General features: G+C 64.1%; 17 protein-coding genes. 8 read left to right on the plus strand and 9 right to left on the minus strand.

All coding sequences use genetic code 11. From position 1 onward, the window contains the following. Positions 1-69 precede the first annotated feature (69 nt). From CVV68_RS06680 to CVV68_RS06705, 6 genes are all read left to right on the plus strand, one after another. A complete protein-coding gene (locus tag CVV68_RS06680; RefSeq protein ID WP_110500222.1) occupies positions 70-588 on the plus strand; it encodes a gamma carbonic anhydrase family protein in 519 nt (172 codons plus the stop codon). Between the two features lie 94 nt (positions 589-682). Beyond that, positions 683-1888 carry an ROK family transcriptional regulator gene (locus tag CVV68_RS06685; protein WP_110500223.1) on the plus strand — a complete coding sequence of 402 codons (1206 nt, stop codon included), beginning with the start codon at positions 683-685 and terminating at the stop codon, positions 1886-1888. Between the two features lie 185 nt (positions 1889-2073). Beyond that, entirely contained in the window at positions 2074-3618 is a 1545-nt protein-coding gene (mmsA, locus tag CVV68_RS06690; RefSeq protein WP_110500224.1) for a multiple monosaccharide ABC transporter ATP-binding protein, read from the plus strand. A gap of 27 nt (positions 3619-3645) precedes the next feature. Continuing rightward, complete coding sequence (mmsB, locus tag CVV68_RS06695) at positions 3646-4914, plus strand: multiple monosaccharide ABC transporter permease (protein WP_110500225.1); 1269 nt, start codon at positions 3646-3648, stop codon at positions 4912-4914. A gap of 52 nt (positions 4915-4966) precedes the next feature. Further along, a complete protein-coding gene (locus CVV68_RS06700) occupies positions 4967-6067 on the plus strand; it encodes a substrate-binding domain-containing protein (RefSeq protein WP_110500226.1) in 1101 nt (366 codons plus the stop codon). 132 nt (positions 6068-6199) lie between these two features. Beyond that, positions 6200-7297 carry a Gfo/Idh/MocA family protein gene (locus CVV68_RS06705; RefSeq protein ID WP_110500227.1) on the plus strand — a complete coding sequence of 366 codons (1098 nt, stop codon included), beginning with the start codon at positions 6200-6202 and terminating at the stop codon, positions 7295-7297. A 279-nt stretch (positions 7298-7576) separates the two neighbouring features. Here the strand turns inward: CVV68_RS06705 and CVV68_RS06710 are convergent, their stop codons facing one another. The 6 genes from CVV68_RS06710 to CVV68_RS06735 all read right to left on the minus strand — a co-directional run bounded on the left by CVV68_RS06710 (position 7577) and on the right by CVV68_RS06735 (position 15201). Further along, positions 7577-8290, minus strand: coding sequence for an ABC transporter ATP-binding protein (locus CVV68_RS06710; RefSeq protein WP_110500228.1), 714 nt, complete (start codon positions 8288-8290; stop codon positions 7577-7579). Continuing rightward, on the minus strand, positions 8277-9158 hold the full coding sequence (locus CVV68_RS06715) for an ABC transporter ATP-binding protein (protein ID WP_110500229.1): 882 nt from the start codon (positions 9156-9158) through the stop codon (positions 8277-8279). Before CVV68_RS06715 ends, CVV68_RS06710 begins: the two co-directional genes overlap by 14 nt. Then, complete coding sequence (locus CVV68_RS06720; protein WP_110500230.1) at positions 9155-10372, minus strand: branched-chain amino acid ABC transporter permease; 1218 nt, start codon at positions 10370-10372, stop codon at positions 9155-9157. Before CVV68_RS06720 ends, CVV68_RS06715 begins: the two co-directional genes overlap by 4 nt. Then, positions 10369-11379 carry a branched-chain amino acid ABC transporter permease gene (locus CVV68_RS06725; protein ID WP_110500231.1) on the minus strand — a complete coding sequence of 337 codons (1011 nt, stop codon included), beginning with the start codon at positions 11377-11379 and terminating at the stop codon, positions 10369-10371. Before CVV68_RS06725 ends, CVV68_RS06720 begins: the two co-directional genes overlap by 4 nt. A gap of 132 nt (positions 11380-11511) precedes the next feature. Further along, the gene (locus tag CVV68_RS06730; protein WP_245933388.1) at positions 11512-12729 is read right to left on the minus strand and encodes a branched-chain amino acid ABC transporter substrate-binding protein; all 1218 of its coding nucleotides are present in this window, start codon (positions 12727-12729) and stop codon (positions 11512-11514) included. Positions 12730-12981: 252 nt separating this feature from the next. Next, positions 12982-15201: an NADP-dependent isocitrate dehydrogenase gene (locus CVV68_RS06735; protein ID WP_110500233.1), complete on the minus strand. Its 2220-nt coding sequence runs from the start codon at positions 15199-15201 to the stop codon at positions 12982-12984. A gap of 171 nt (positions 15202-15372) precedes the next feature. On the opposite strand from CVV68_RS06735, the gene CVV68_RS06740 reads away from it, so the two are divergent. Then, entirely contained in the window at positions 15373-15879 is a 507-nt protein-coding gene (locus CVV68_RS06740; RefSeq protein ID WP_110500234.1) for a ferritin, read from the plus strand. 84 nt (positions 15880-15963) lie between these two features. On the opposite strand, the gene CVV68_RS06745 is transcribed toward CVV68_RS06740, so the two are convergent. The 3 genes from CVV68_RS06745 to purH form a co-directional block, all read right to left on the minus strand. Beyond that, positions 15964-16377 carry a hypothetical protein gene (locus CVV68_RS06745; RefSeq protein ID WP_110500235.1) on the minus strand — a complete coding sequence of 138 codons (414 nt, stop codon included), beginning with the start codon at positions 16375-16377 and terminating at the stop codon, positions 15964-15966. A gap of 9 nt (positions 16378-16386) precedes the next feature. Beyond that, a complete protein-coding gene (locus tag CVV68_RS06750) occupies positions 16387-16566 on the minus strand; it encodes a hypothetical protein (RefSeq protein ID WP_110500236.1) in 180 nt (59 codons plus the stop codon). Between the two features lie 301 nt (positions 16567-16867). Then, entirely contained in the window at positions 16868-18535 is a 1668-nt protein-coding gene (gene purH, locus CVV68_RS06755; RefSeq protein WP_110500237.1) for a bifunctional phosphoribosylaminoimidazolecarboxamide formyltransferase/IMP cyclohydrolase, read from the minus strand. A 75-nt stretch (positions 18536-18610) separates the two neighbouring features. On the opposite strand from purH, the gene CVV68_RS06760 reads away from it, so the two are divergent. Next, entirely contained in the window at positions 18611-20248 is a 1638-nt protein-coding gene (locus tag CVV68_RS06760) for a glycoside hydrolase family 3 protein (RefSeq protein ID WP_110500238.1), read from the plus strand. The last annotated feature ends 247 nt before the right edge of the window (positions 20249-20495 follow it).

Below are 20495 nucleotides of genomic sequence, written 5' to 3' on the forward strand. Positions count from 1 at the left end.
GTCGCCAGGTTCGGTAGCATCGGCTGTACCGGTGCTGTTCGCGCCACACTGCAACGAATTGGAGCCCCCATGAAGCAGCTTCTCACCTTTGACGGCCACACGCCGTCCGTCCACGAAACCGCCTTCGTGGCGCCGTCCGCCACGATTATTGGCGACGCCTCGCTGGGTGCCAACTCCAGCGCGTTTTACGGCGTGGTGGTCCGCGGCGACACCGCCACCATCACCGTTGGCAACGGGACCAATCTGCAGGACAACGTGGTGCTGCATGCCGACTTCGGCTTCCCCACCACCATCGGCGACGGCGTCAGCGTGGGGCACAGCGCAGTGGTGCACGGCTGCACCATCGAGGACAACTGCCTGATCGGCATGAGCGCCACCGTCATGAACGGCGCGGTGGTTGGCGCCGGATCGCTGGTGGCCGGCGGCGCGGTGGTGCTGGAAGGCGCCGTGATTCCGCCCGGTTCGCTGGTGGCCGGCGTCCCGGCCAAGGTCCGCCGCGAACTGACGGCGGAGGAACTGGTGCACGTGAAGGAAAATGCGTCGCACTACGTGGAGCTGGCCCGCAAGCACAATGCCATCCACGCCTAGGCTGACCGAATGCTGGATACACCGACTTAACGCAAATCAATATTTGTTCGTTAAATTCTTGACCTCAAGGTCTTGATGGGGCACTCTTCTAGTTATGTTCGACGACGAAAGCAGCCCGCGCCGCAGTGCCGGCAGTTCCACCAAGCCCGGATCGCAATCGGCCCTGCGCAGGCGCAACGAGCTAAGGGTGACCGAGCAACTTCTCCGCGGCGGACCTGCAACACAGGCCGAGTTGTCCCGGCTGACGGGCCTGTCCACCGCGACGGTCTCCAACATTGTCAAGAGCATGCAGCAGGCCGGACTGGTCACGCTGACCGCCACGACAAGTTCCGGGCGGCGCGCCCACTCGGTCCGCTACATCGGTGACAGCTCCATCGCGGCCGGAATCGATTTTGGCCGAAGCCACGTCCGCGTGGTCCTGGCCAACAGGTCGTACCAGGTGGTTGCCGAACGCCAGATCCCCCTTCCGCTGGGGCACGACGCCACAGTCGGCATTGCCGCGGCCGCCAAGCTGCTGGACGAACTGCTCGTTGAAGGGGGAATTTCCCGCTCCTCGCTGGTAGGTGCGGGGGCCGGAATCCCCGGTCCCATCGACCGGCGAACGGGGAAGGTCATCCAGGGTGCCATCCTGCCCGAATGGGTGGGCATCAATCTCCATGAACGGCTCAAGTCCGCCCTGGAGCTGCCCGTGTTCATTGAAAATGACGCAAACCTCGGAGCCTTGGCCCAAATCACGTGGGGGGCCTACTCCGCCGTCCCCAACCTGGTGTTCGTCAAGATCGGCACGGGCATCGGTGCGGGCCTGATTGTCAATGGCTCGCTCTATTCAGGCAGCATCGGCGTCACGGGAGAAATCGGCCACCTTACCATCAACGAATCCGGATTGATCTGCCGCTGCGGCAACCGCGGCTGCCTCGAAACAGTCGCCTCGACGGCAACCATGATCCAGCTCCTCAGCCGGGACAAGTCGCATCCAATGGATGCTGAGGACATCGTCCGCCACGCCAAGGCGGGCGACTCCACCACCCTGCGTGTGCTCGAGGATGCCGGCACCGCCGTCGGCCGTGCACTGGCCACCATTTCCAACCTCATGAGCCCTGACGTCATTGTCATCGGCGGGCCGCTGGCAACGTTGGGCGAGCTTTTACTCTCACCCATCCGGCGCGGGCTTCTCCGCCACGCAGTGCCGGTTGTCGGAGAAAACACCACCCTGGCCACGTCGTCGCTCGGTCCCCGATCGGAAGCGTTGGGAGCCGTGTCCCTGGTCTTCCAAAGTGATCCGGCCAAGCAAACTACTTAAACCGTTACCATCCCGTTGCGTTAAAGGCTTGACGCCAACCGTTCAACCGAGTTGAATCTCCTAAGTACCAATTTTTTGCTCCACCGCGTCCCAGGCCCGGCGACGGCAGTGGCCACGTCGAACTGGCCCGTCTCCGCAACTGCGACGCAACGACAAAGACGTCTGTCTTGGAAAGCGATACGCACATGCCGTCCGCAAACCCCATCATTCTCCAGATGCGATCCATCACCAAGGAATTCCCCGGCGTCAAGGCGCTCTCGGATGTCTCCATCACCGTCCGGGCCAGCGAGATCCACTCCATTTGTGGCGAGAATGGCGCCGGCAAGTCCACGCTCATGAAGGTTCTTTCCGGCGTATACCCCTTCGGCAGCTATGAGGGAGAGATCGTCTTCCAAAATGAAGTTTGCGAGTTCAAGGACATCCGCGCCAGCGAAAATGCCGGGATCGTGATCATCCACCAGGAACTGGCACTGATCCCGGAATTGTCCATCACCGAGAACATCTTCCTGGGCAACGAACCCACCAGGTTCGGCGTGATCAACTGGGACGAGGCACGGCAGCGGTCGGTAGAGCTGATGGCCAGGGTCGGTTTGAGCGAGGACCCCAACACCCCGGTGAAGGAAATTGGCGTCGGCAAGCAGCAACTGGTGGAGATCGCCAAGGCCCTGAACAAGTCGGTCAAGCTGCTCATCCTCGACGAGCCCACCGCGGCCCTGAACGAATCCGATTCCCAGCACCTCCTGGACCTGATCCGGGGGCTGAAGGGCAAGGGCATCAGCGCCATCATGATCTCCCACAAGCTCAACGAGATCGAGCAGGTCTCCGATTCCATCACCATCATCCGGGACGGCAAGACGATTGAGACCCTTGATGTCAAGGCCGACGGCGTCGATGAGGACCGGATCATCAAGGCCATGGTGGGCAGGACCCTGGAAGCCCGGTTCCCCGACCACACGCCCAAGATCGGTGAAGTGTTCTTCGAGGTCAAGAACTGGACCGTGGGACACCCGCAGATCGCGGACCGCCTGGTCTGCAAGCATTCCAGCTTCAATGTCCGCCGCGGCGAGATTGTCGGGTTCGCCGGCCTCATGGGTGCCGGGCGCACCGAGCTGGCACGGTCCATCTTCGGCCGCTCCTACGGCAACTTCAAGTCCGGGCAGATCATCAAGGACGGCAAGGAGATCACGCTCCGCAACGTTCCCGACGCCATCAAGCACGGCCTCGGCTACGTCACGGAAGACCGGAAAACCCTCGGGCTGAACCTGCTCGACGACATCAAGACGACCACCGTTTCCGCCAACCTCAATGCCATCTCGACCCGCACCGTGGTTGACGTGGACAAGGAATATGCCGTCGCCGAGCAGTACCGCAAGCAGCTGCGTACCAAGGCCCCCAGCGTGGACGAGGGCGTTTCCAAGCTCTCCGGTGGAAACCAGCAAAAGGTGGTCCTGGCCAAGTGGATGTTCACCGACCCTGACCTGCTCATCCTTGACGAACCCACCCGCGGAATCGATGTCGGCGCCAAGTACGAGATCTACGGAATCATCCAGGCCTTGGCCGACCAGGGCAAGGGCGTCATCGTCATCTCCTCCGAGCTGCCGGAACTTCTTGGCATCTCAGACCGCATCTACACCATCTTCGAGGGCGCCATCACCGGTGTCCTCAATAAGGACCAGGCCAGCCAGGAATCGTTGATGAAGCGCATGACCGCTGCCAGGAAATCTGCCTAAACACAGGGAAGAAAACAGGACCCCACCATGAACGCCATCAAACAACTCTTCGGCGGCAACACCCGCCAATTCGGGATGATCTTCGCACTCGTCGCCTTGGTCCTCTTCTTTCAGTGGAAGACCGGCGGGGTGATCCTCACTCCCGACAACGTCATTAACCTGATCAACGGCTACTCCTACATCCTCATCCTCGCCATCGGCATGGTGCTGGTCATCATCGCCGGCCACATTGACCTTTCCGTTGGCTCCGTCGCCGCGTTCGTCGGCATCGTCGTGGCCCTCACCATGCGTGACTGGGGCCTGCCCTGGTACATGGGCATCGTCGTCGGCCTGGTCCTGGGCGCGCTCATCGGAGCTTGGCAAGGCTTTTTTGTTGCGTACGTCGGCATCCCGGCGTTCATCGTCACCCTAGCCGGCATGCTGCTCTTCCGTGGCGCCAACCAGTACTTCGGCAAGTCACTCACGGTCCCCGTCTCCACCGACTTCCAGTACATCGGGGCCGGCTACCTGCCCGAAATCGGCCCCGACACCGGCTATAACAATTTGACGCTCCTGCTCGGTTTCATCGTCGTGGCCGCCCTCATCTGGGGCGAGCTGCGCAGCCACCGCAAGGCCGTGGCCCTGGGCGCAGACGTCAAGCCGCTCTGGGTGACCATCGTCAAGCTCGTCGTCCTGTGCGGCGTGGTCCTCTACGCCACCTACCTTTTCGCCACCGGCCGCCCCGGCACGTCCTTCCCGATCCCCGGCATCATCCTCGGCGTCCTGGTCCTGGCCTACGGCTTCATCTCAGCCCGCACCACTCTTGGACGCCATGTGTACGCCGTCGGCGGCAACAGGCACGCTGCCGCCCTCTCCGGCGTCAAGAGCAAGCGCACCGACTTCCTCGTCATCCTCAACATGGCCGTGCTGGCAGGGCTCGCCGGCATGATCTTCGTGGCCCGCTCCAACGCCTCCGGCCCGTCCGACGGTGTCGGTTGGGAATTGGACGCCATCGCCGCCGTCTTCATTGGCGGCGCAGCAGTCACCGGCGGTGTCGGTACCGTGGTGGGCTCCATGATCGGCGGCCTGGTCATGGCGGTGCTGAACAACGGGCTCTACCTGATGGGCGTCGGCTCGGACATGTCCCAGATCATCAAGGGCCTGGTCCTGCTTGCCGCGGTGGTCTTTGACGTCTACAACAAGAGCCAAGGCAAGGCGTCCTTCATCGGCCTGATGATGAAAAAACTCGGCGGCCGGGACAATCCGGATCTGGCAGTGGCCGAGCCACTCAAGGACGCCGTCAGGATCGAATCCTAGAAACTTCCCTTCAGAGCAGCACTTCACGAAACCCAACAGAAAGCGGACAACAATGTTCAAGCTCAACAAAGCCGCCAAATCCATGGCGGTAGTCCTGGCGGTCTCCGCCCTGGCGATCACAGGGTGCGGCCGCGCGGAAACTCCCGCAGCTTCCTCCAGCGGCGCGCCCGCCGGCTTCGCCGCAGACTCCACGATCGGTGTGGCCCTTCCCCAGAAAACCAGTGAAAACTGGGTGCTTGCCGAAAAGCTGTTCAATGACGGTCTCACCCAGGCCGGCTTCAAGGGCGACGTCCAGTTTGCCAACAACGGTGTTGCCGAACAGCAGAACCAAATCAGCGCCATGATCACCAAAGGTGCCAAGGTCATCATCGTCGGAGCCATCGACGGCGGCCAGCTCGGCACGCAGCTCAAGCAGGCCAAGGATGCCGGGGCAACCATCATCGCCTACGACCGCCTGCTGCTGAACACGCCCAACGTGGACTACTACGTGGCCTATGACAACTTCAAGGTCGGCGAGCTGCAGGGCCAGGCCCTGCTGGATGGCATGAAGGCGAAGAAGCCGAGCGGCCCGTACAACATCGAGCTTTTTGCCGGCTCCCCGGATGACGCCAACGCCAAGGTCTTCTTTGACGGCGCCATGAAGGTTCTCCAGCCCAAGATCGACGACGGCACGCTCAAGATCGTCTCCGGCCAGAAGTCGTTTGAGCAGGCCGTGACGCAGGGCTGGAAGGCAGAAAACGCGCAGAAGCGCATGGACTCCCTCCTGGTCGGTAGCTACGGTACCGCTGCACTGGATGGCGTGCTGTCCCCGAACGACACCCTGGCACGTGCCATCATCACCTCCGTGAAGGCCGCGGGCAAGCCCGTTCCCACCGTCACCGGCCAGGATTCCGAGGTTGAATCCGTGAAGTCCATCATGGCCGGGGAGCAGTACTCCACGATCAACAAGGACACCACGGCACTGGTCAACCACGCCATCGACATGGTCAAGGGCCTGCAGAAGGGCACCAAGCCGGAGATCAACGACCCCACCTCCTACAACAACGGCACCAAGGTTGTTCCGGCGTTCCTGCTGGTTCCCAAGATCGTCACCAAGGCCAACGCGGCCGAGCAGTACGCCAATGACAAGGTCCTTGGCCCGCTGACCAAGTAGTCCGCGCCCAGGGCAGCATCACTGCCAAAGGCCCCTTCCGGCGTCGTACATCACGGCGCCGGAAGGGGCCTTCGCCATGTCCCACTTCGTCACTTCCCCGTGCCATCACGCAGTTGCTGGCAGAATGACGCCATGACCATTCCCCGTTTTGTCGGCCGACCCGACTGGTATTCCACCATCAACCCCGAGACCCTGGCCGCCACGGGCGCTCCCCTGCGCTGGGGCGTGGTCGCCACCGGCGGCATCGCCAAGACCGTCACCGCGGATCTGGCACTGCTGGAGGACGCGGTGCTGCAGGCCGTCAGTTCCCGCAGCGATTCCAGTGCGGCCGGCTTTGCGCATAAATTTGGTTTCGCATCCTATTATTACGACGGCGGACAGGACGGCCTGGGTGCCCCGGGTTACGTCCAGCTGGTGCATGACCCGGACGTGGACGTGGTCTACATCGCCACCCCGCACGCCCAGCACTACGACATCGCCAGGGCCGCCCTGGAGGCCGGCAAGCATGTGCTGTGCGAGAAGGCATTGACCATTACGGCCGCAGAAGCCCGATCGCTGATCGATCTGGCCCGGGCCAGGAAGCTGTTCCTCATGGAGGCCGTGTGGGCCAGGTTTGTGCCCGGCTTCCAGCGTGCCCTGGAGATCATCGCCTCGGGCGAGATCGGCGAGGTGAAGTGGGTCCGCGCGGACCTTGGTTTCGCCGCCCCGCAGGACGACTCCGCCCGCATCTGGGCGCCGGTCGACGGCGGCGGTGCGCTGCTGGACATCACCGTGTACCCGCTCCTCTGGGCATGGGCCACCCTGGGGAAGCCGGCCTCGTTGACCGCCACTGGCGAGCTGACGGCCCTGGGTGTGGACGCGCAGAACGCGCTGACGCTCGGCTATGACAACGGTGCACAGGCCCAGCTGATCAGCTACCTCGGGGCACAGGGGCCGCGGGCGGCCTCAGTTGCCGGGACCACGGGCTTCCTGGAAACGGTGGGCTCGGTGAACAACCCGAAGGCCCTGCGCATCTCAACGGATGCGGACGGCGAACGCACGGAAACCTTCGAACACCCGGGCCGCGGCTACACCTACCAGCTGCGCGAGGTGACCCGCTGCATCCAGGCAGGGCTGACCGAAAGCGCCACCATGCCGCTCGATGACAGCCTCGCCATCATGGAGCTGTTCGACGAGGCCCGCCGCCAGCTCGGCGTCACCTACCCCAACGACTCCCGCACGGACCTCTGACTCACACACCTCCCCACCAACGCAGTATCACCTTTGGCTCGTTTTTCCCCGACGCGGTATCACCGTTGGCTCGCTTTCTCCGGACGCGGTATCACCAAGTGATACAGGGTCCGCAGAAATGTCGCCAGCGGTGATACCGCGTCGGTCGTTAAGGCGGCAACGGTGATACCGCGTCGGTCGTTAAGGCGCCAACGGTGATACCGCGTCGATTGAGGGACGACGGCGGGTGGTCACCCTTCCTTGGAAAGGTGACCACCCGCCGTCGTGCTTGGGGGCAGCTTAGCCGACGCCCAAGTACGCCTCCTTGATGGCCGGGTTGGCCAACAGCTCCTTGCCGGTGCCGCTGTGCGTGATTTCCCCGGTTTCCAGCACGAACGCCCGGTGCGCCCGGGCCAGGGCCTGGTTGGCATTCTGCTCCACGAGCAGCACCGTGGTGCCCTGGCCATTGATCTCGGTGACGATCTTGAAGATCTGCCGGATGAACTGCGGGGCAAGCCCCATGGACGGCTCGTCCAGCAGCAGCAGCTTGGGCCGGGACATCAGTGCCCGGCCAATTGACAACATCTGCTGCTCGCCACCGCTCATGGTTCCCCCGAACTGCTTTTCACGTTCCTTCAGCCGCGGAAACAATGTAAACACACGTTCGAGATCGTCGCTGACGCCGCTACGGTCCTTGCGGCCAAAAGTGCCCATGTCCAAGTTTTCCAGGACCGTCATGGCCGGGAAAATCCCGCGTCCCTCCGGTGCCTGGGATATCCCCTGCACCACCCGGATATGGGCTTTCATCTTCGTGATGTCCTCCCCCATGAACGAGATGGAGCCGGCCGAGGCGTTCAACAGGCCGGAGATGGTCTTCATGGTGGTGGTCTTGCCGGCACCGTTGGCACCAATGAGGGAAACGATCTCCCCTTCCTCCACCGTGAAGGACATGTCCTTGATTGCCTGGATTCGCCCGTAATGCACGGAGATGTTTTTCAGCTCAAGCAAAGTCATCTTCGGGCTCCCCCAGGTAAGCGGAAACGACCTTGGGGTCTTCCCTGATCACTGATGGCACGTCGTCGGCAATTTTTTTGCCGAACTCCAGCACCACAATTCTATCGGTCACTCCCATGACCAGTTTCATGTCGTGCTCAATCAGCAGCACGGTGTAGCCGTCGTCCCGTACGGTCCGGATGAGCTGCATGAGCTCTTCCTTTTCCGCCGGGTTGAAGCCGGCGGCAGGCTCATCCAGGCACAGCACCTTGGGATCGGTCGCCAGCGCCCTGGCAATCTCCAGGCGGCGCTGGCTGCCGTAGGGCAGGTGCCGGGACAGCGTGGCGGCCTGGTCGGCGATGCCCACGAATTCCAGCAGGGCCATGCCCCGTTCGATCGATGACTTCTCCTCCCTGACGTGCCGCGGCAGGCGCAGGAGCGCCCCGACGACGGATGTCTTGTGGCGGGCGTCCAGGCCCACCACCACGTTTTCCAGTGCGGTCATCTCGCCAAAGAGGCGGATGTTCTGGAAGGTGCGGGCCAAGCCCGCCCGGGTGATCTTGTGCTGCTTGAGGCCGTTAAGCACCCGGCCTTCGAGCAGCACCTGGCCGCTGGTGGGCTTGTACACACCGGTCATGGCGTTGAAACAGGTGGTCTTGCCGGCACCGTTGGGCCCGATCAAACCGAGAATCTCCCCGCGTTTGATGGTGAAGCTGACATTGTCCAGTGCCAGCAGGCCGCCAAACTTCACGGTGAGGTTCTTGACCTCAATCAGGTCGTCGCCGACCTTGACGGCAATATCTCGTTCCGCTGCCGCAGCCTCGGCCACGTCCGCGTCCACACCGGGGATGCCGGCATGGCGCCCTGTTTCTTCAGTCGATTCGGTCATGATGCGGCCTCCTTCCCTGGTCCAGTCTTGGCCTTGGCGGCCTTGGCATCCGAGGATGCCTTCACGGCGGCATAAGCCTTCTGCCCATAGGCCAGCAGCTGTTGCCGCGCCGCCAGAAGGCCGTGCGAGCGGTAGATCATTACCACCACAAGCACCAGCCCAAAAATGAGGTACTTGTACTCGGCGATCGAAGTGAAGCGCAACGGAATGTAGGCCACTAGGGCGCCACCCAGAATGGCACCCACCTTGTTGCCCGCCCCGCCCAACACGACTGCTGCGACGAACAGGATGGAGGTGACGACGTCGAACTTGGCGTTGCTGACAAAGCCGACCTGCCCGGACATAAGTGCCCCGGACAGGCCGCCGACACCGGCGCCGATTGCGAACGCCCACACCTTGTATTTGAAAGTGGGGACGCCCATGGTCTCGGCGGCGTCCTCGTCTTCGCGGATGGCGATCCAGTTGCGGCCCACCCGGCTGCGTTCCAGGTTGCCGGCCAGCAGCAGCACGATTATCAATATTGTCAGGGTGAGCCAATACCAGGGCGTGCCGTTGGAGTTGGAGAAAATCGGTATGCCGCTGGCATCGGTCCCCGGTGGGTGGCCGATGTTTTGGAAGCCCACCTGGCCTTTTAGCGCGGGGATGATGGTGGCGAGAATGCGGACAATTTCGCCGAAGCCCAGTGTCACGATGGCCAGGTAGTCGCCGCGCAGACGCAATGTCGGCACGCCGAGCAGCACGCCAAAGAACATGGTCACCGCCATGGCCACCGGAATGGTCCACAGGTAGGGGATCTTCAGGAAGGTGGAGTCGGGGCTGGTCAGCATCGCCGTCACATAGGAGCCGACGGCAAAGAAGGCGATATAGCCCAGGTCCAGCAGGCCGGCATAGCCGATCACTATGTTCAGGCCCACGGCCACGAGTGCCCAGACCGCCATGGTCTGGCAGGCCAAGGGGAAGTCGTTGCCGGGTTCGGTGGAGATCAAAGGCGGGTTGATGATGGGCAGCAGGTACGCCAGGATCACCACAAGAATCAGGAATAGCCATTGTTTCTGCCGGGGCAGGGCCTGCCATTTCTCGCCCAGGCCACCAAACCAGCCAGAGCGGCGTGCGGCGGCACTGGAGCCGGGCGGGGTGCCAACGGCCCCGCGGTCCTCCGCCGCCTGGTCCGCCTTGGCCGTGTGGAGGGGGGTGGGTCCGTCTACCATGCTCATGCCTTGCTCCTTCCCAGCGACGTGCCCAGGATGCCCTCGGGCCGCACCAGCAGCACCAGCACCAGCACCAAAAACGCGACGACGTCAGTCCACTGGGAATTCCCCAGCAGGATTTGCCCGTAGTTGCCAATAAGACCGAGCAGCAGCCCGCCGAGCAGAGCCCCGCGGACGTTGCCGATGCCGCCCAGGACTGCTGCGGCAAAGGCCTTGATGCCCAGGATGAAGCCTCCGTTGTACTGGACGCCGGAGGGGATCTTCATGACGTAGAACAGGGCGGCGGCGCCGGCAAGGATGCCGCCGATCACGAAGGTGGTGATGATGATTTTCTCTTTATTCACACCCATGAGGGTGGCGGTGTCAGGGTCCTGGGCCACGGCGCGGATGCCGCGCCCGGTGCGGGACTTGCTGATGAAGCGTTCGGTGATGACCATCATGATCACGGCCGCGATGACGATGATCAACTGCTGGTCGTAGATGAAGGTGCCGAAGACCTCAAAGATGGGATTCGACTTGAACATGGTCAGCGCCGGCTCCGGGTTGGGGCCGCGGACCGCGAAGATCGTGTACTGGATGGTGAAGGAGGCGCCAATCGCCGTGATCAGGAAGACCAGGCGGGGTGCATTGCGTTTCCGCAGGGGTCTATAGGCCAGCCGCTCCAGCAGGAATGCAGTGAGGGCCGAAGCACATATGGCCACGACAAGCGCCAACAGCAGGTTGGCGATGATCGCGCCGACGGACAGATTCGGTGCGGAGGGGCCGAAGCCTAGGTAACTGAGGGTGAAGAACACCCCATAGCAACCCATGATGAACACTTCGGAGTGGGCAAAGTTGATGAGGTTCAGCACGCCGTAAACGAGGGTGTAGCCGAGGGCCACCAGGGCGTAAATGGAGCCAAAGGTCAGCCCGTCAAAGGTGGCGGACCAGAAGTTCTGCATCAGCGACGGGATATCGAAGGTGATCCAGGTGCTGTCATCTGCGGGGAGCATGGTTAAGAGGGTGGGAATCATACGGACATCCTGATCTTGGCAGCGCCCATGGCTTCGGATGGGCCGGCGGCTGCCGGTAGAGCGAACGGGATAAAACGGCACGCAAAGGCTGTGGGCCGGGGGTCCCCGATCCCACAGCCAGCTGCGCTCAGATCACTCGCCGATGGCGCCGATCGGAACGATCTTGCCGTTTTCAACCTTGTAGCCGTAGACGGTCGGGGCCTGGAGTTCGCCCTTGTCATTCCACTTGTAGTGCTTGCTCAGGCCGTCCTTGTCGTAGCTCTTGACCCAGCTAAGGAGCTTGGCCCGGTCCTGGTTGCCGGCGTCAATGCCCGCCAGGAGCACGGTGGCGGCGTCATAGCCCTCAATGGAGTACGTCCCGGGTTCCATGTTGTTGGCGGCCTTGTAGGCGGATTCGAAGGTGGGGATCAATTCACCGGGAATGCACGGGCAGGTGAAGAATGCGTTGGAGGACGCATCGCCGGCCTGCTTGATGAACTGGTCATCCTTGAGCCCGTCCGGGCCGATGAACGTTCCGGTGAAGCCCTTGGCCACCAGCTGCTGGTCGAAGGGGGCGCCTTCAGCGTAGTAGCCCGAGTAGAACACCGCGTCGGCCTTGGAGTTCATGATCTTGGAGATCGTTGCCGAGAAGTCCTTCTGGCCGGTGGTCACCTTGTCCGTGCCGATCAGGGCCGACCCCAAGCCGTCCGAGGTGGTCTTGCCCAGGCCGATGCCGTAGTCGGAATCATCCTGAACGAGGTAGACCTTCTTGGCGCCAAGCTTGCCGGTGATGAATTTCGCGGCCGCCGGTCCCTGGACAGCGTCGTTGCCCAGGCCACGGAAGAACGTGGTCCAACCGTTGTCGGTCAGTGTCGGGTTCGTGGCCGCAGGGGTGATGTGGACCAGCTTCTGCTGTTCGAAGATGTTGCCCGTGGCCTTGGACTCGCCGGAGAACGGCAGGCCGACGACGCCGATGATGCCGGCTTCCTTCGTGGCCTGCGTGACGGGGCCGGTGGCCTTGTTCGGGTCGCCTTCGGTGTCAAACTTCTTGAACTGCACCTGGCAGCCGGCGTTGGCCTTGTTGTGCTGGTCGATTGCCAGCTGGACGCCGTTGAAGATGTTGATGCCGAGCTGTGCGTTGGCGCCGGTTTCCGCGCCGATGTACGCCAGCGTGGTGGTAGCCGCGCAGGTGGCCTTGCCGTCGCCTGCGGGGAGCACCGCATCCTTCGGGGTTTCAATCGAGGTCAATGCGGGAATGTTGACGGCGGTGGAGCCTCCCCCGCCGGCGCTGCTGCTGCTTTCCGGTGCAGCCTGATTGGCGCAACCTGCCATGAGCATGCCAAGGGTTGCGGCAGCTGCGAGAGTCGTCATGACTTTCTTACGGTACATAGATTCGCCTTCCGGGCTATGTCGCAAGGACCGGCGGACGTCTTCGTCCCCGGATTTCCTTGCTCTTCACGAGAACTGACATTACCCTGCCAAATGTGGCGAGGGACACATTTAGCGTAAAGATCTGATAACAGAAGAAGATTTTGCGGCGAACGGTACGACGGCGGCGCCCAGGGACAATAAAAACCCGCCTCCTGTGGGAGGCGGATTTAAATTGTTGCCGGCGGCCGGATGTCAGCTGAGCGTGTCGATGGCCTTGTTCAGCGTGGCGGACGGGCGCATGATGGCGGCAACCTTGGCTGGATCCGTGCGGTAGTAGCCGCCCAGGTCAACCGGCGATCCCTGCACGGCGAGCATCTCGGAAATGATGGTTTCCTCGTTGTCCGTCAGGTCCGCAGCGACAGCGGCAAAGGCGGCTGCCAGCTCGGCGTCGGCCGTCTGGGCGGCGAGTTCCCTGGCCCAGAACTTGGCCAGGTGGAAGTGGCTGCCGCGGTTGTCGATCTCGCCGACCTTGCGCTTCGGGGACTTGTTCTCCAGCAGGAAGGTGCCGGTTGCGCGGTCAAGGGTGTCGGCCAGGATCTGTGCCCGGGCGTTGCCCTTGGAGACGGCCAGGTGCTCAAAGCTGACGGCCAGTGCCAGGAACTCGCCCAAACTGTCCCAGCGCAAGTGGTTTTCCTTGATGAGCTGCTGGATGTGCTTCGGGGCGGAGCCGCCGGCGCCGGTCTCAAACAGTCCGCCGCCCGCGATCAGCGGGACCACGGAAAGCATCTTGGCGCTGGTGCCCAGTTCCAGGATCGGGAACAGGTCGGTCAGGTAGTCGCGCAGCACATTGCCGGTGACGGAGATGGTGTCTTCGCCGCGGCGGATGCGTTCCAGGGTGAAGGCGGTGGCCTTCTCCGGTGACATGATCCGAATGTCCAGGCCCTCGGTGTCGTGGTCCTTGAGGTATTCGGTGACGTTCCGAATGAGGTTGGCGTCGTGGGCGCGGGTTTCATCCAGCCAGAACACGGCAGGGGTGGCCGATGCGCGGGCCCGTGTGACGGCCAGCTTGACCCAGTCGCGGACGGGAATGTCCTTGACCTGGCAGGCGCGCCAGATGTCGCCGGCGTCGACATTGTGCTCAATGAGGACGTCGCCGGCGGAGTTGACGATCTGCACCGTGCCGGTTTCGCTGATCTCAAAGGTCTTGTCGTGGCTGCCGTATTCCTCGGCAGCCTGGGCCATGAGGCCCACATTGGGGACCGTGCCCATGGTGGTCGGGTCAAACGCGCCGTGGGCGCGGCAGTCGTCAATGGTCACCTGGTAGACGCCCGCGTAGCTGCTGTCAGGCAGGACGGCGAGGGTGTCGTGCTCCTGGTTGTCGGCGCCCCACATATGGCCGGAGGTGCGGATCATGGCGGGCATGGAGGCGTCCACAATGACGTCGGAGGGGACGTGGAGATTGGTGATGCCCTTGTCGGAATCGACCATGGCCAGGGCGGGGCCGTCGTCGTACCCTTTCTTGATGGCTGCCTGGATGCCCTCACGGACGTCGGCGGGCAGTGCGTCCAGGCCGTTAAGGATGGACGCCAGGCCGTTGGCGGGGCTGAGGCCGGCCTTGGCCAGGGCGTCGCCATAGTTGGCAAACAGCTCCGGGAAATAGGCCTTGACGACGTGGCCGAAGATGATGGGGTCCGAAACCTTCATCATGGTGGCCTTAAGGTGCGCGGAGAGCAGGATGCCTTCGCCCTTGGCGCGGGCCACCTGGGCGGCCAGGAACTTGTCCAGGGCGGCGGCGCTCATGAGCGTGCCGTCAATGATCTCGTCCGCCAGGACCGGGAAGTAATCCTTGAGCACACCCACGGTGCCGTCGGAAGCGACAAACTGGATCTTGACCTTGTCGTCCTTGGCAATGACCACGGACTTCTCGTTGTGGCGGAAGTCGCCCTCGGCCATGGTGGCCACGTTGGTCTTGGAATCGGCACTCCAGGCACCCATGCTGTGCGGGTTGGCCCTGGCGTAGTTTTTCACCGACAGCGGGGCGCGGCGGTCTGAGTTGCCTTCACGCAGCACCGGGTTCACGGCGCTGCCCTTGATCTTGTCGTAGCGGGCGCGGACGTCCTTTTCCTCGTCGGTGGAGGGGTCGTCCGGGTAGTCCGGAAGCGCAAAGCCCTGGCCCTGAAGTTCGGTGATGGCCGCCTTCAGCTGCGGGATGGAGGCACTGATGTTCGGCAGCTTGATGATGTTGGCATCCGGGTCCTTGGCCAGGGCGCCAAGCTCGGCCAGCGCATCCTCGATCCGCTGGTCCTCGGCGAGGTAGTCGCCAAAGACGGAGATGATGCGGCCGGAGAGCGAAATGTCGCGGGTTTCGATGTCGACGCCTGCGGTCGAGGCAAACGCCTGGACGATCGGCAGGAGTGAATACGTGGCCAGCATGGGCGCTTCGTCGGTGTGGGTGTAGATAATCTTTGCCATGGGTGAGGCGTCTCCTACGAAAATTCTACGGATATCTGCGAAATTGCTTTCGATTTCGTTCCCCTCCAACTTACCCGAACGGGTCGCTTTGCCGGGTATCGGCCGGGGCGGGGGCCCCGCCATGTGACCGGGGAAGCTGACAGAAGCGTTGACAATCAGTAGCGTGGAACCATGAAGCTCACCGGAAAACTAGAAAAAGCCATCAATGCCCAAGTGACCATGGAATTCGAGGCGGCCGTTGTCTACCGGCAGCTCGCCATTGAAATGGATGTCCAGGACCTGCCGGGCATCTCCCAGTGGTTCTTCGCCCAGTCCGACGAGGAGCTGGTGCACGCCCACAAGTTCATCAGCCACATGACGGACCGGGACGCGCACCCAAAGATTGCGGCCATGCCGGCCCCGGGGCTGGAAATCGCGACCGTCCTGGACGCGTTCAAGGCGGCCCTGGCCAACGAGGAGAAGGTTTCCGAATCCATCCGAGGCCTGTACCGGCTGGCGCAGGAGGAGGGCGACATTGACGCCCTGCCGCTGCTGACCTGGTTCATCAGCGAGCAGCTTGAGGAAGAGTCCACGGTCTCGGAGATCATTGGCCGCGTGCAGCTCATTGGCGAAGACGGCAACGGCCTGCTTCGCCTGGATGCAGAGCTTGGCACTCGAGTTCCCGGCGCCGCAGAGTAAGGCTTACAGGAGAGAAATTTGAAGGGGCGGGCCACCGCGGTGATCCGCCCCTTTTCGTTGTGTGGCGACGTCCCCGTTGTGTGGCTACGTCCCCGGCGGGAACTGCTGCTGGTTGGTCATCTGCTGGTTTCGCTGCATCGCCTGCTGAACGGCCTGCTGGTGCGCCGCATTGTGCATGTCCAGCCCCGCATTCCGACCGATGCCCATGCCGCGCATCGCCACGGGCCGCATGGTGCCGTCGTCGTCCACGGACATCATGACGTATCGACGCCCCTTGCCCCGGAGCAGCATGACCACGGTGGTCACGATGCCCGCGGCAATCAGCACCGCCACCACAATGAAGAACACGGCAAAGAACGAGCCTGAAAACAGTACGCTCTCCAGCCAGCCGCCCAGACCGCCTCCGGTCGGACTTCCTGGCACAAAGTCGCCCTGCACACCATTGCCCGGCGCCGCATCGGGCGGGAAAGGGACCGGGGCGTCATCAAAATGGAGCATGGCCCCGGCCTACCGTGAACCGGTGGGCGGAATGGATTCGCCGCGCGGGTGCGGGACGAATTCCGGCGGTCCCGCGTCCGGGTCCGGCACCCTCCCGCGCAGCCGCCCCACGACCAGCAGCACCACCATCGCCACGATGACGAGCGCAAACACGCCCACTGCCACCACTACCCACACTGCACCCGACATGGTTCCACTCCCCCTGCATGATTGCTGCCCCCGTGTTCCGTTCAGCCAACCATGCCATCCCGGGCGGCATTTGCCCACCATTTGCGCGCTTAAAGTACGACGACGGGGTGTCGCCTTCACAAGGCCGTTTCACCTTTGGCCAGTGGTTCCCAAACGCCGCCCCACCCGGCGATACGGCGTTCGCCGATAAGGCACCAAAGCTGATACCGCGTCCCCCCAAAAGGGACCAAAGGTGATACGGCGTCGGTTAACGGACGGCGGCGGGCCAGCTGATGGCGACCCGCCGTCGTCGTGCTTTTTCCTAGTGGAAGAAGTGGCGGGAGCCGGTGAAGTACATGGTGACTCCAGCGGCGTTGGCGGCGGCGATGACTTCCTCGTCGCGGATGGACCCGCCGGGCTGGACCACGGCGCGGACGCCGGCGTCGAGCAGTATCTGCAGGCCGTCGGCAAAGGGGAAGAACGCGTCGGACGCAGCGACGGAACCGACCGAGCGCTTCTCGGAGACGGCGCCCTTGGCACCCGCGGCGCCGCCGGCGGCGTCAACGGTGGAGGCCACGGCAACGCCGAGCGTGTTGGCGCGCTCCACGGCCAGCTTGCAGGAGTCGACCCGGTTGACCTGGCCCATGCCGATGCCGACGGTGGCGCCGTTGTTGGCAAGGAGGATCGCGTTGGACTTGGCGGCGCGCACTGCGGTCCAGGCGAAGGCGAGCTCGGCCAGCGTCGCGTCATCGGCGGCGGGGCCGCCGGCGAGCGTCCAGTTGGCGGGATCGTCGCCGTCGGCGTCGATCCGGTCGGCCATCTGCACCAGCATTCCGCCGGAGACCTGGCGGACCTCGGCCGGGTAGCGGCCGTAGCCCTCCGGCAATGCGAGCAGGCGGATGTTCTTCTTCTTGGAGAGGATCTCCACAGCTTCGGGCTCAAAATCCGGGGCGATGACAACTTCGGTGAAGATGTCCTTCACGGTCCGGGCCATGCCGGCGGTCACCGTGCGGTTGGCGGCAATCACGCCACCGTAGGCGGAGACGGGATCACAGGCGTGGGCCTTGCGGTGGGCGTCCGCGATGGGGTCCTCTGCGTCCACGGACGCAACCGCGACACCGCAGGGGTTGGCATGCTTGACCACGGCAACGGCCGGGCCATCGAAGTCGAAAGCGGCGCGAAGCGCGGCGTCGGCGTCGACAAAGTTGTTATAGCTCATGGCCTTGCCGTGCAGCTGGTCGGCCTGGGCGATGCCCGACGGGGCTGCCTTGTCGACATAGAGCGCGGCCTGCTGGTGCGGGTTTTCGCCGTAGCGCAGCACCTCGGAGCGTTCCAGCGAGTAGCCTGCGTAGGACGGCCAGTCGATGACGCCGTCGCCGTCCTCGTCCAGGAACTGGGCGGACGTCCAGGCGGCCACGGCGTTGTCGTACGCTGCCGTGTGGGCAAAGGCGGCGGCGGCCAGGCGCTGGCGGGCCACCAGGGTGAAGCCGCCCTCGGCTGCGGCAAGCACCACATCGGCGTACTTGGCGGGGTCCACCACCACGGCCACGGACGGGTGGTTCTTGGCTGCGGCGCGCACCATGGACGGTCCGCCAATGTCGATCTGCTCCACGACGGCGTCCTGTTCGGCACCGGACTTCACGGTGTCCACGAACGGATACAGGTTCACCACCACCAGGTCGAAGGGCTCCACGTGCAGTTCCTCCAGCTGGCGGACGTGGTCCGGCAGGCGGCGGTCGGCCAGGATGCCGGCGTGGACCATGGGGTGCAGCGTCTTGACGCGGCCGTCGAGGGCCTCGGGAAATCCGGTCAGCTCGGAAACCTCGGTCACGGGGACGCCCGCGGCCGCAATCCTGGCGGCGGTGGAACCGGTGGAAACGATTGAAACACCGGCGGCGTGCAGGCCGATGGCCAACTCCTCCAGACCGGTTTTGTCGTAGACCGAGATCAGGGCCCGGCGGATGGGAACACGGTTAAAAGAGCTGGTCACAGAATTTCTCCAGGGGTTGGTCGATGATGGCGACACATTGAGTTTATGCCACTACCAATCGGTAGGCTTTCAGCCATGACTCCCCGAGATCACTCCCCCGCGCCCGTTGTGGACCCGGCCGGCGCTGCGGCCCCGGTGTCCGGCCCGTCCGCCGAGCAGCCGCCAGAGCTGTCCGCCGGCGTGCCGGCGGAGCTGCCGCGCCTGGTCAATTCCGTCATCTGGCCCGGCTTCGTGGGCACCACGGTGCCGGAGTGGCTGGACCGGGCACTGCGCAACGGGCTGGCGGGCGTGGTGTACTTCAGTCACAACATCGACCCCGACGCCCCCGAACAGGTGGCGGCGCTCTCTGCCGCCATCCGGGAAGCCAACCCGTCCGCCGTCGTCGGCGTGGACGAAGAGGGCGGGAACGTCACCCGCCTGCAGGCGCGCGACGGTTCCACCATCCCCGGTGCGGCGGTGCTTGGCACGCTGGACGACCCGGCGGTGACGGCCGCCGCCGGCCGCGCGATCGGCCGCCTCTGCCGGGCCGCCGGGGTGAACCTGGCCATTGCCCCCGTGGCGGATGTGAACACGAACCCCCTGAACCCGGTGATCGGCGTGCGCGCCTTTGGTTCCTCCACGGAGCTGGTCAGCGTGCACACCGCGGCCGCCTTGGCCGGGATCCAGTCGCAGCGGGTCGGCGCCTGCGCCAAGCACTTCCCCGGCCATGGCGACACCGTGGCGGACTCGCACCTGGACGTGGCCCGGGTGGAGCTGACCCTGGAGCAGCTTCGCGAACACCACCTGCCGCCGTTCCAGGCCGCGTTCGACGCCGGGGTGGCCGCCGTGATGAGCGCGCACATCATCGTCCCGGAGCTGGGCAGCGCGCCGGCCACCCTGAACCCCCGCGCCGGGGCGCTCCTGCGGGACCTTGGATTTGAGGGGCTGCTGATCACCGACGCGTTGGACATGGCTGCCGTCCGCGCCACCGTCGGACCAGGTGAAGGCGCCGTCCTGGCCCTGCTGGCCGGGGCGGACCTGCTCTGCGTGGGCAACCCGCTCAACGCCTACACCTCGGGCCTCGACGACGAATCCTGCTATGCCGAGGTGTTTGGCGCTGTGTTCGACGCCGTTTCCTCCGGGCGCCTGCCGGTGTCCGTACTGCGCCGCGCGGCCGGGCGGGTTGCGGCGTTTGCGCAGTGGTCCCAGGGCGTCCCCGATGACGCGTTGGCTGACAGCGCGGGCGGCTCCGACGGCCTGGACAGCGCGGATTGGGTGGATGTCGCCGCCCGTGCCTGCCGCGTGGACCGGGGATCCGGCGCCGTCTCGCTGGGCGGCCCCGACGCGGTGGTCACGCTGCTCGACGCCCGCACAGGGCACAACATGGCGGCCGGACCCACGGAAAATTTCATAGCCACAGCCTTGCTGGAGGACTACCAGGTCTTCGTGCCGGCAGTGTCCCTGCTAAGCCCGGAGGACCTGTCCGATCTGGTTTCCGCCGCCGCCTCACGAGGGGAATCAGTACTCGTCATTGTTGATTCACTCTTGTCACCGGACCAGCAGGCAACTCTTGCCGCGGTGGCCGCCGTCGCACCCCGGGCGCTGTGCATCAACGCCGGCCTGGCACCGGCCCCGGGGACCGCAACCGGCACCGCGTTGACCACCATCCATTGCCATGGATTCAGCCGTGTCAGCGCGGAAGCCGTGGTCAGCCTCCTCACCCCTGGCAGCTAAAACCCGCCGCTCCCTTGCGGATCACACATGCGCGCCACCACGCCCGCCCCGTGCGCATTCCTAGAGTTCAGTTTCCCCATGCGCCGGGCCAGCCACGAGTGTCGCGCATGACGAAAGTGGCTTAACGTATGCGCAAGACCGCACACGCGTGCTGCGCCCACGGAACGTGAAGTTTCCGCATGCGCACGACTCAGCCCGAATCTTGCGCGGAGTAGCTTATGCGCAACCTCCGGACCCCGGCCCTGCG

The sequence above is a fragment of the Arthrobacter livingstonensis genome (genome assembly GCF_003219815.1).
Lineage (GTDB): Bacteria > Actinomycetota > Actinomycetes > Actinomycetales > Micrococcaceae > Specibacter > Specibacter livingstonensis.

What these genes read in the sequence shown, in the direction of transcription:
- CVV68_RS06700 (WP_110500226.1), top strand. Translation starts at nt 4,967, where the DNA reads ATGTTCAAGCTCAACAAAGCCGCCAAATCCATGGCGGTAGTCCTGGCG.
- CVV68_RS06760 (WP_110500238.1), top strand. Translation starts at nt 18,611, where the DNA reads ATGACTCCCCGAGATCACTCCCCCGCGCCCGTTGTGGACCCGGCCGGC.
- CVV68_RS06685 (WP_110500223.1), top strand. Translation starts at nt 683, where the DNA reads ATGTTCGACGACGAAAGCAGCCCGCGCCGCAGTGCCGGCAGTTCCACC.
- CVV68_RS06750 (WP_110500236.1), bottom strand. Translation starts at nt 16,566, where the DNA reads ATGTCGGGTGCAGTGTGGGTAGTGGTGGCAGTGGGCGTGTTTGCGCTC.
- CVV68_RS06720 (WP_110500230.1), bottom strand. Translation starts at nt 10,372, where the DNA reads ATGAGCATGGTAGACGGACCCACCCCCCTCCACACGGCCAAGGCGGAC.
- CVV68_RS06730 (WP_245933388.1), bottom strand. Translation starts at nt 12,729, where the DNA reads ATGACGACTCTCGCAGCTGCCGCAACCCTTGGCATGCTCATGGCAGGT.
- CVV68_RS06725 (WP_110500231.1), bottom strand. Translation starts at nt 11,379, where the DNA reads ATGATTCCCACCCTCTTAACCATGCTCCCCGCAGATGACAGCACCTGG.
- mmsA (WP_110500224.1), top strand. Translation starts at nt 2,074, where the DNA reads ATGCCGTCCGCAAACCCCATCATTCTCCAGATGCGATCCATCACCAAG.
- CVV68_RS06745 (WP_110500235.1), bottom strand. Translation starts at nt 16,377, where the DNA reads ATGCTCCATTTTGATGACGCCCCGGTCCCTTTCCCGCCCGATGCGGCG.
- CVV68_RS06740 (WP_110500234.1), top strand. Translation starts at nt 15,373, where the DNA reads ATGAAGCTCACCGGAAAACTAGAAAAAGCCATCAATGCCCAAGTGACC.
- CVV68_RS06735 (WP_110500233.1), bottom strand. Translation starts at nt 15,201, where the DNA reads ATGGCAAAGATTATCTACACCCACACCGACGAAGCGCCCATGCTGGCC.
- CVV68_RS06680 (WP_110500222.1), top strand. Translation starts at nt 70, where the DNA reads ATGAAGCAGCTTCTCACCTTTGACGGCCACACGCCGTCCGTCCACGAA.
- mmsB (WP_110500225.1), top strand. Translation starts at nt 3,646, where the DNA reads ATGAACGCCATCAAACAACTCTTCGGCGGCAACACCCGCCAATTCGGG.
- CVV68_RS06715 (WP_110500229.1), bottom strand. Translation starts at nt 9,158, where the DNA reads ATGACCGAATCGACTGAAGAAACAGGGCGCCATGCCGGCATCCCCGGT.
- CVV68_RS06705 (WP_110500227.1), top strand. Translation starts at nt 6,200, where the DNA reads ATGACCATTCCCCGTTTTGTCGGCCGACCCGACTGGTATTCCACCATC.
- CVV68_RS06710 (WP_110500228.1), bottom strand. Translation starts at nt 8,290, where the DNA reads ATGACTTTGCTTGAGCTGAAAAACATCTCCGTGCATTACGGGCGAATC.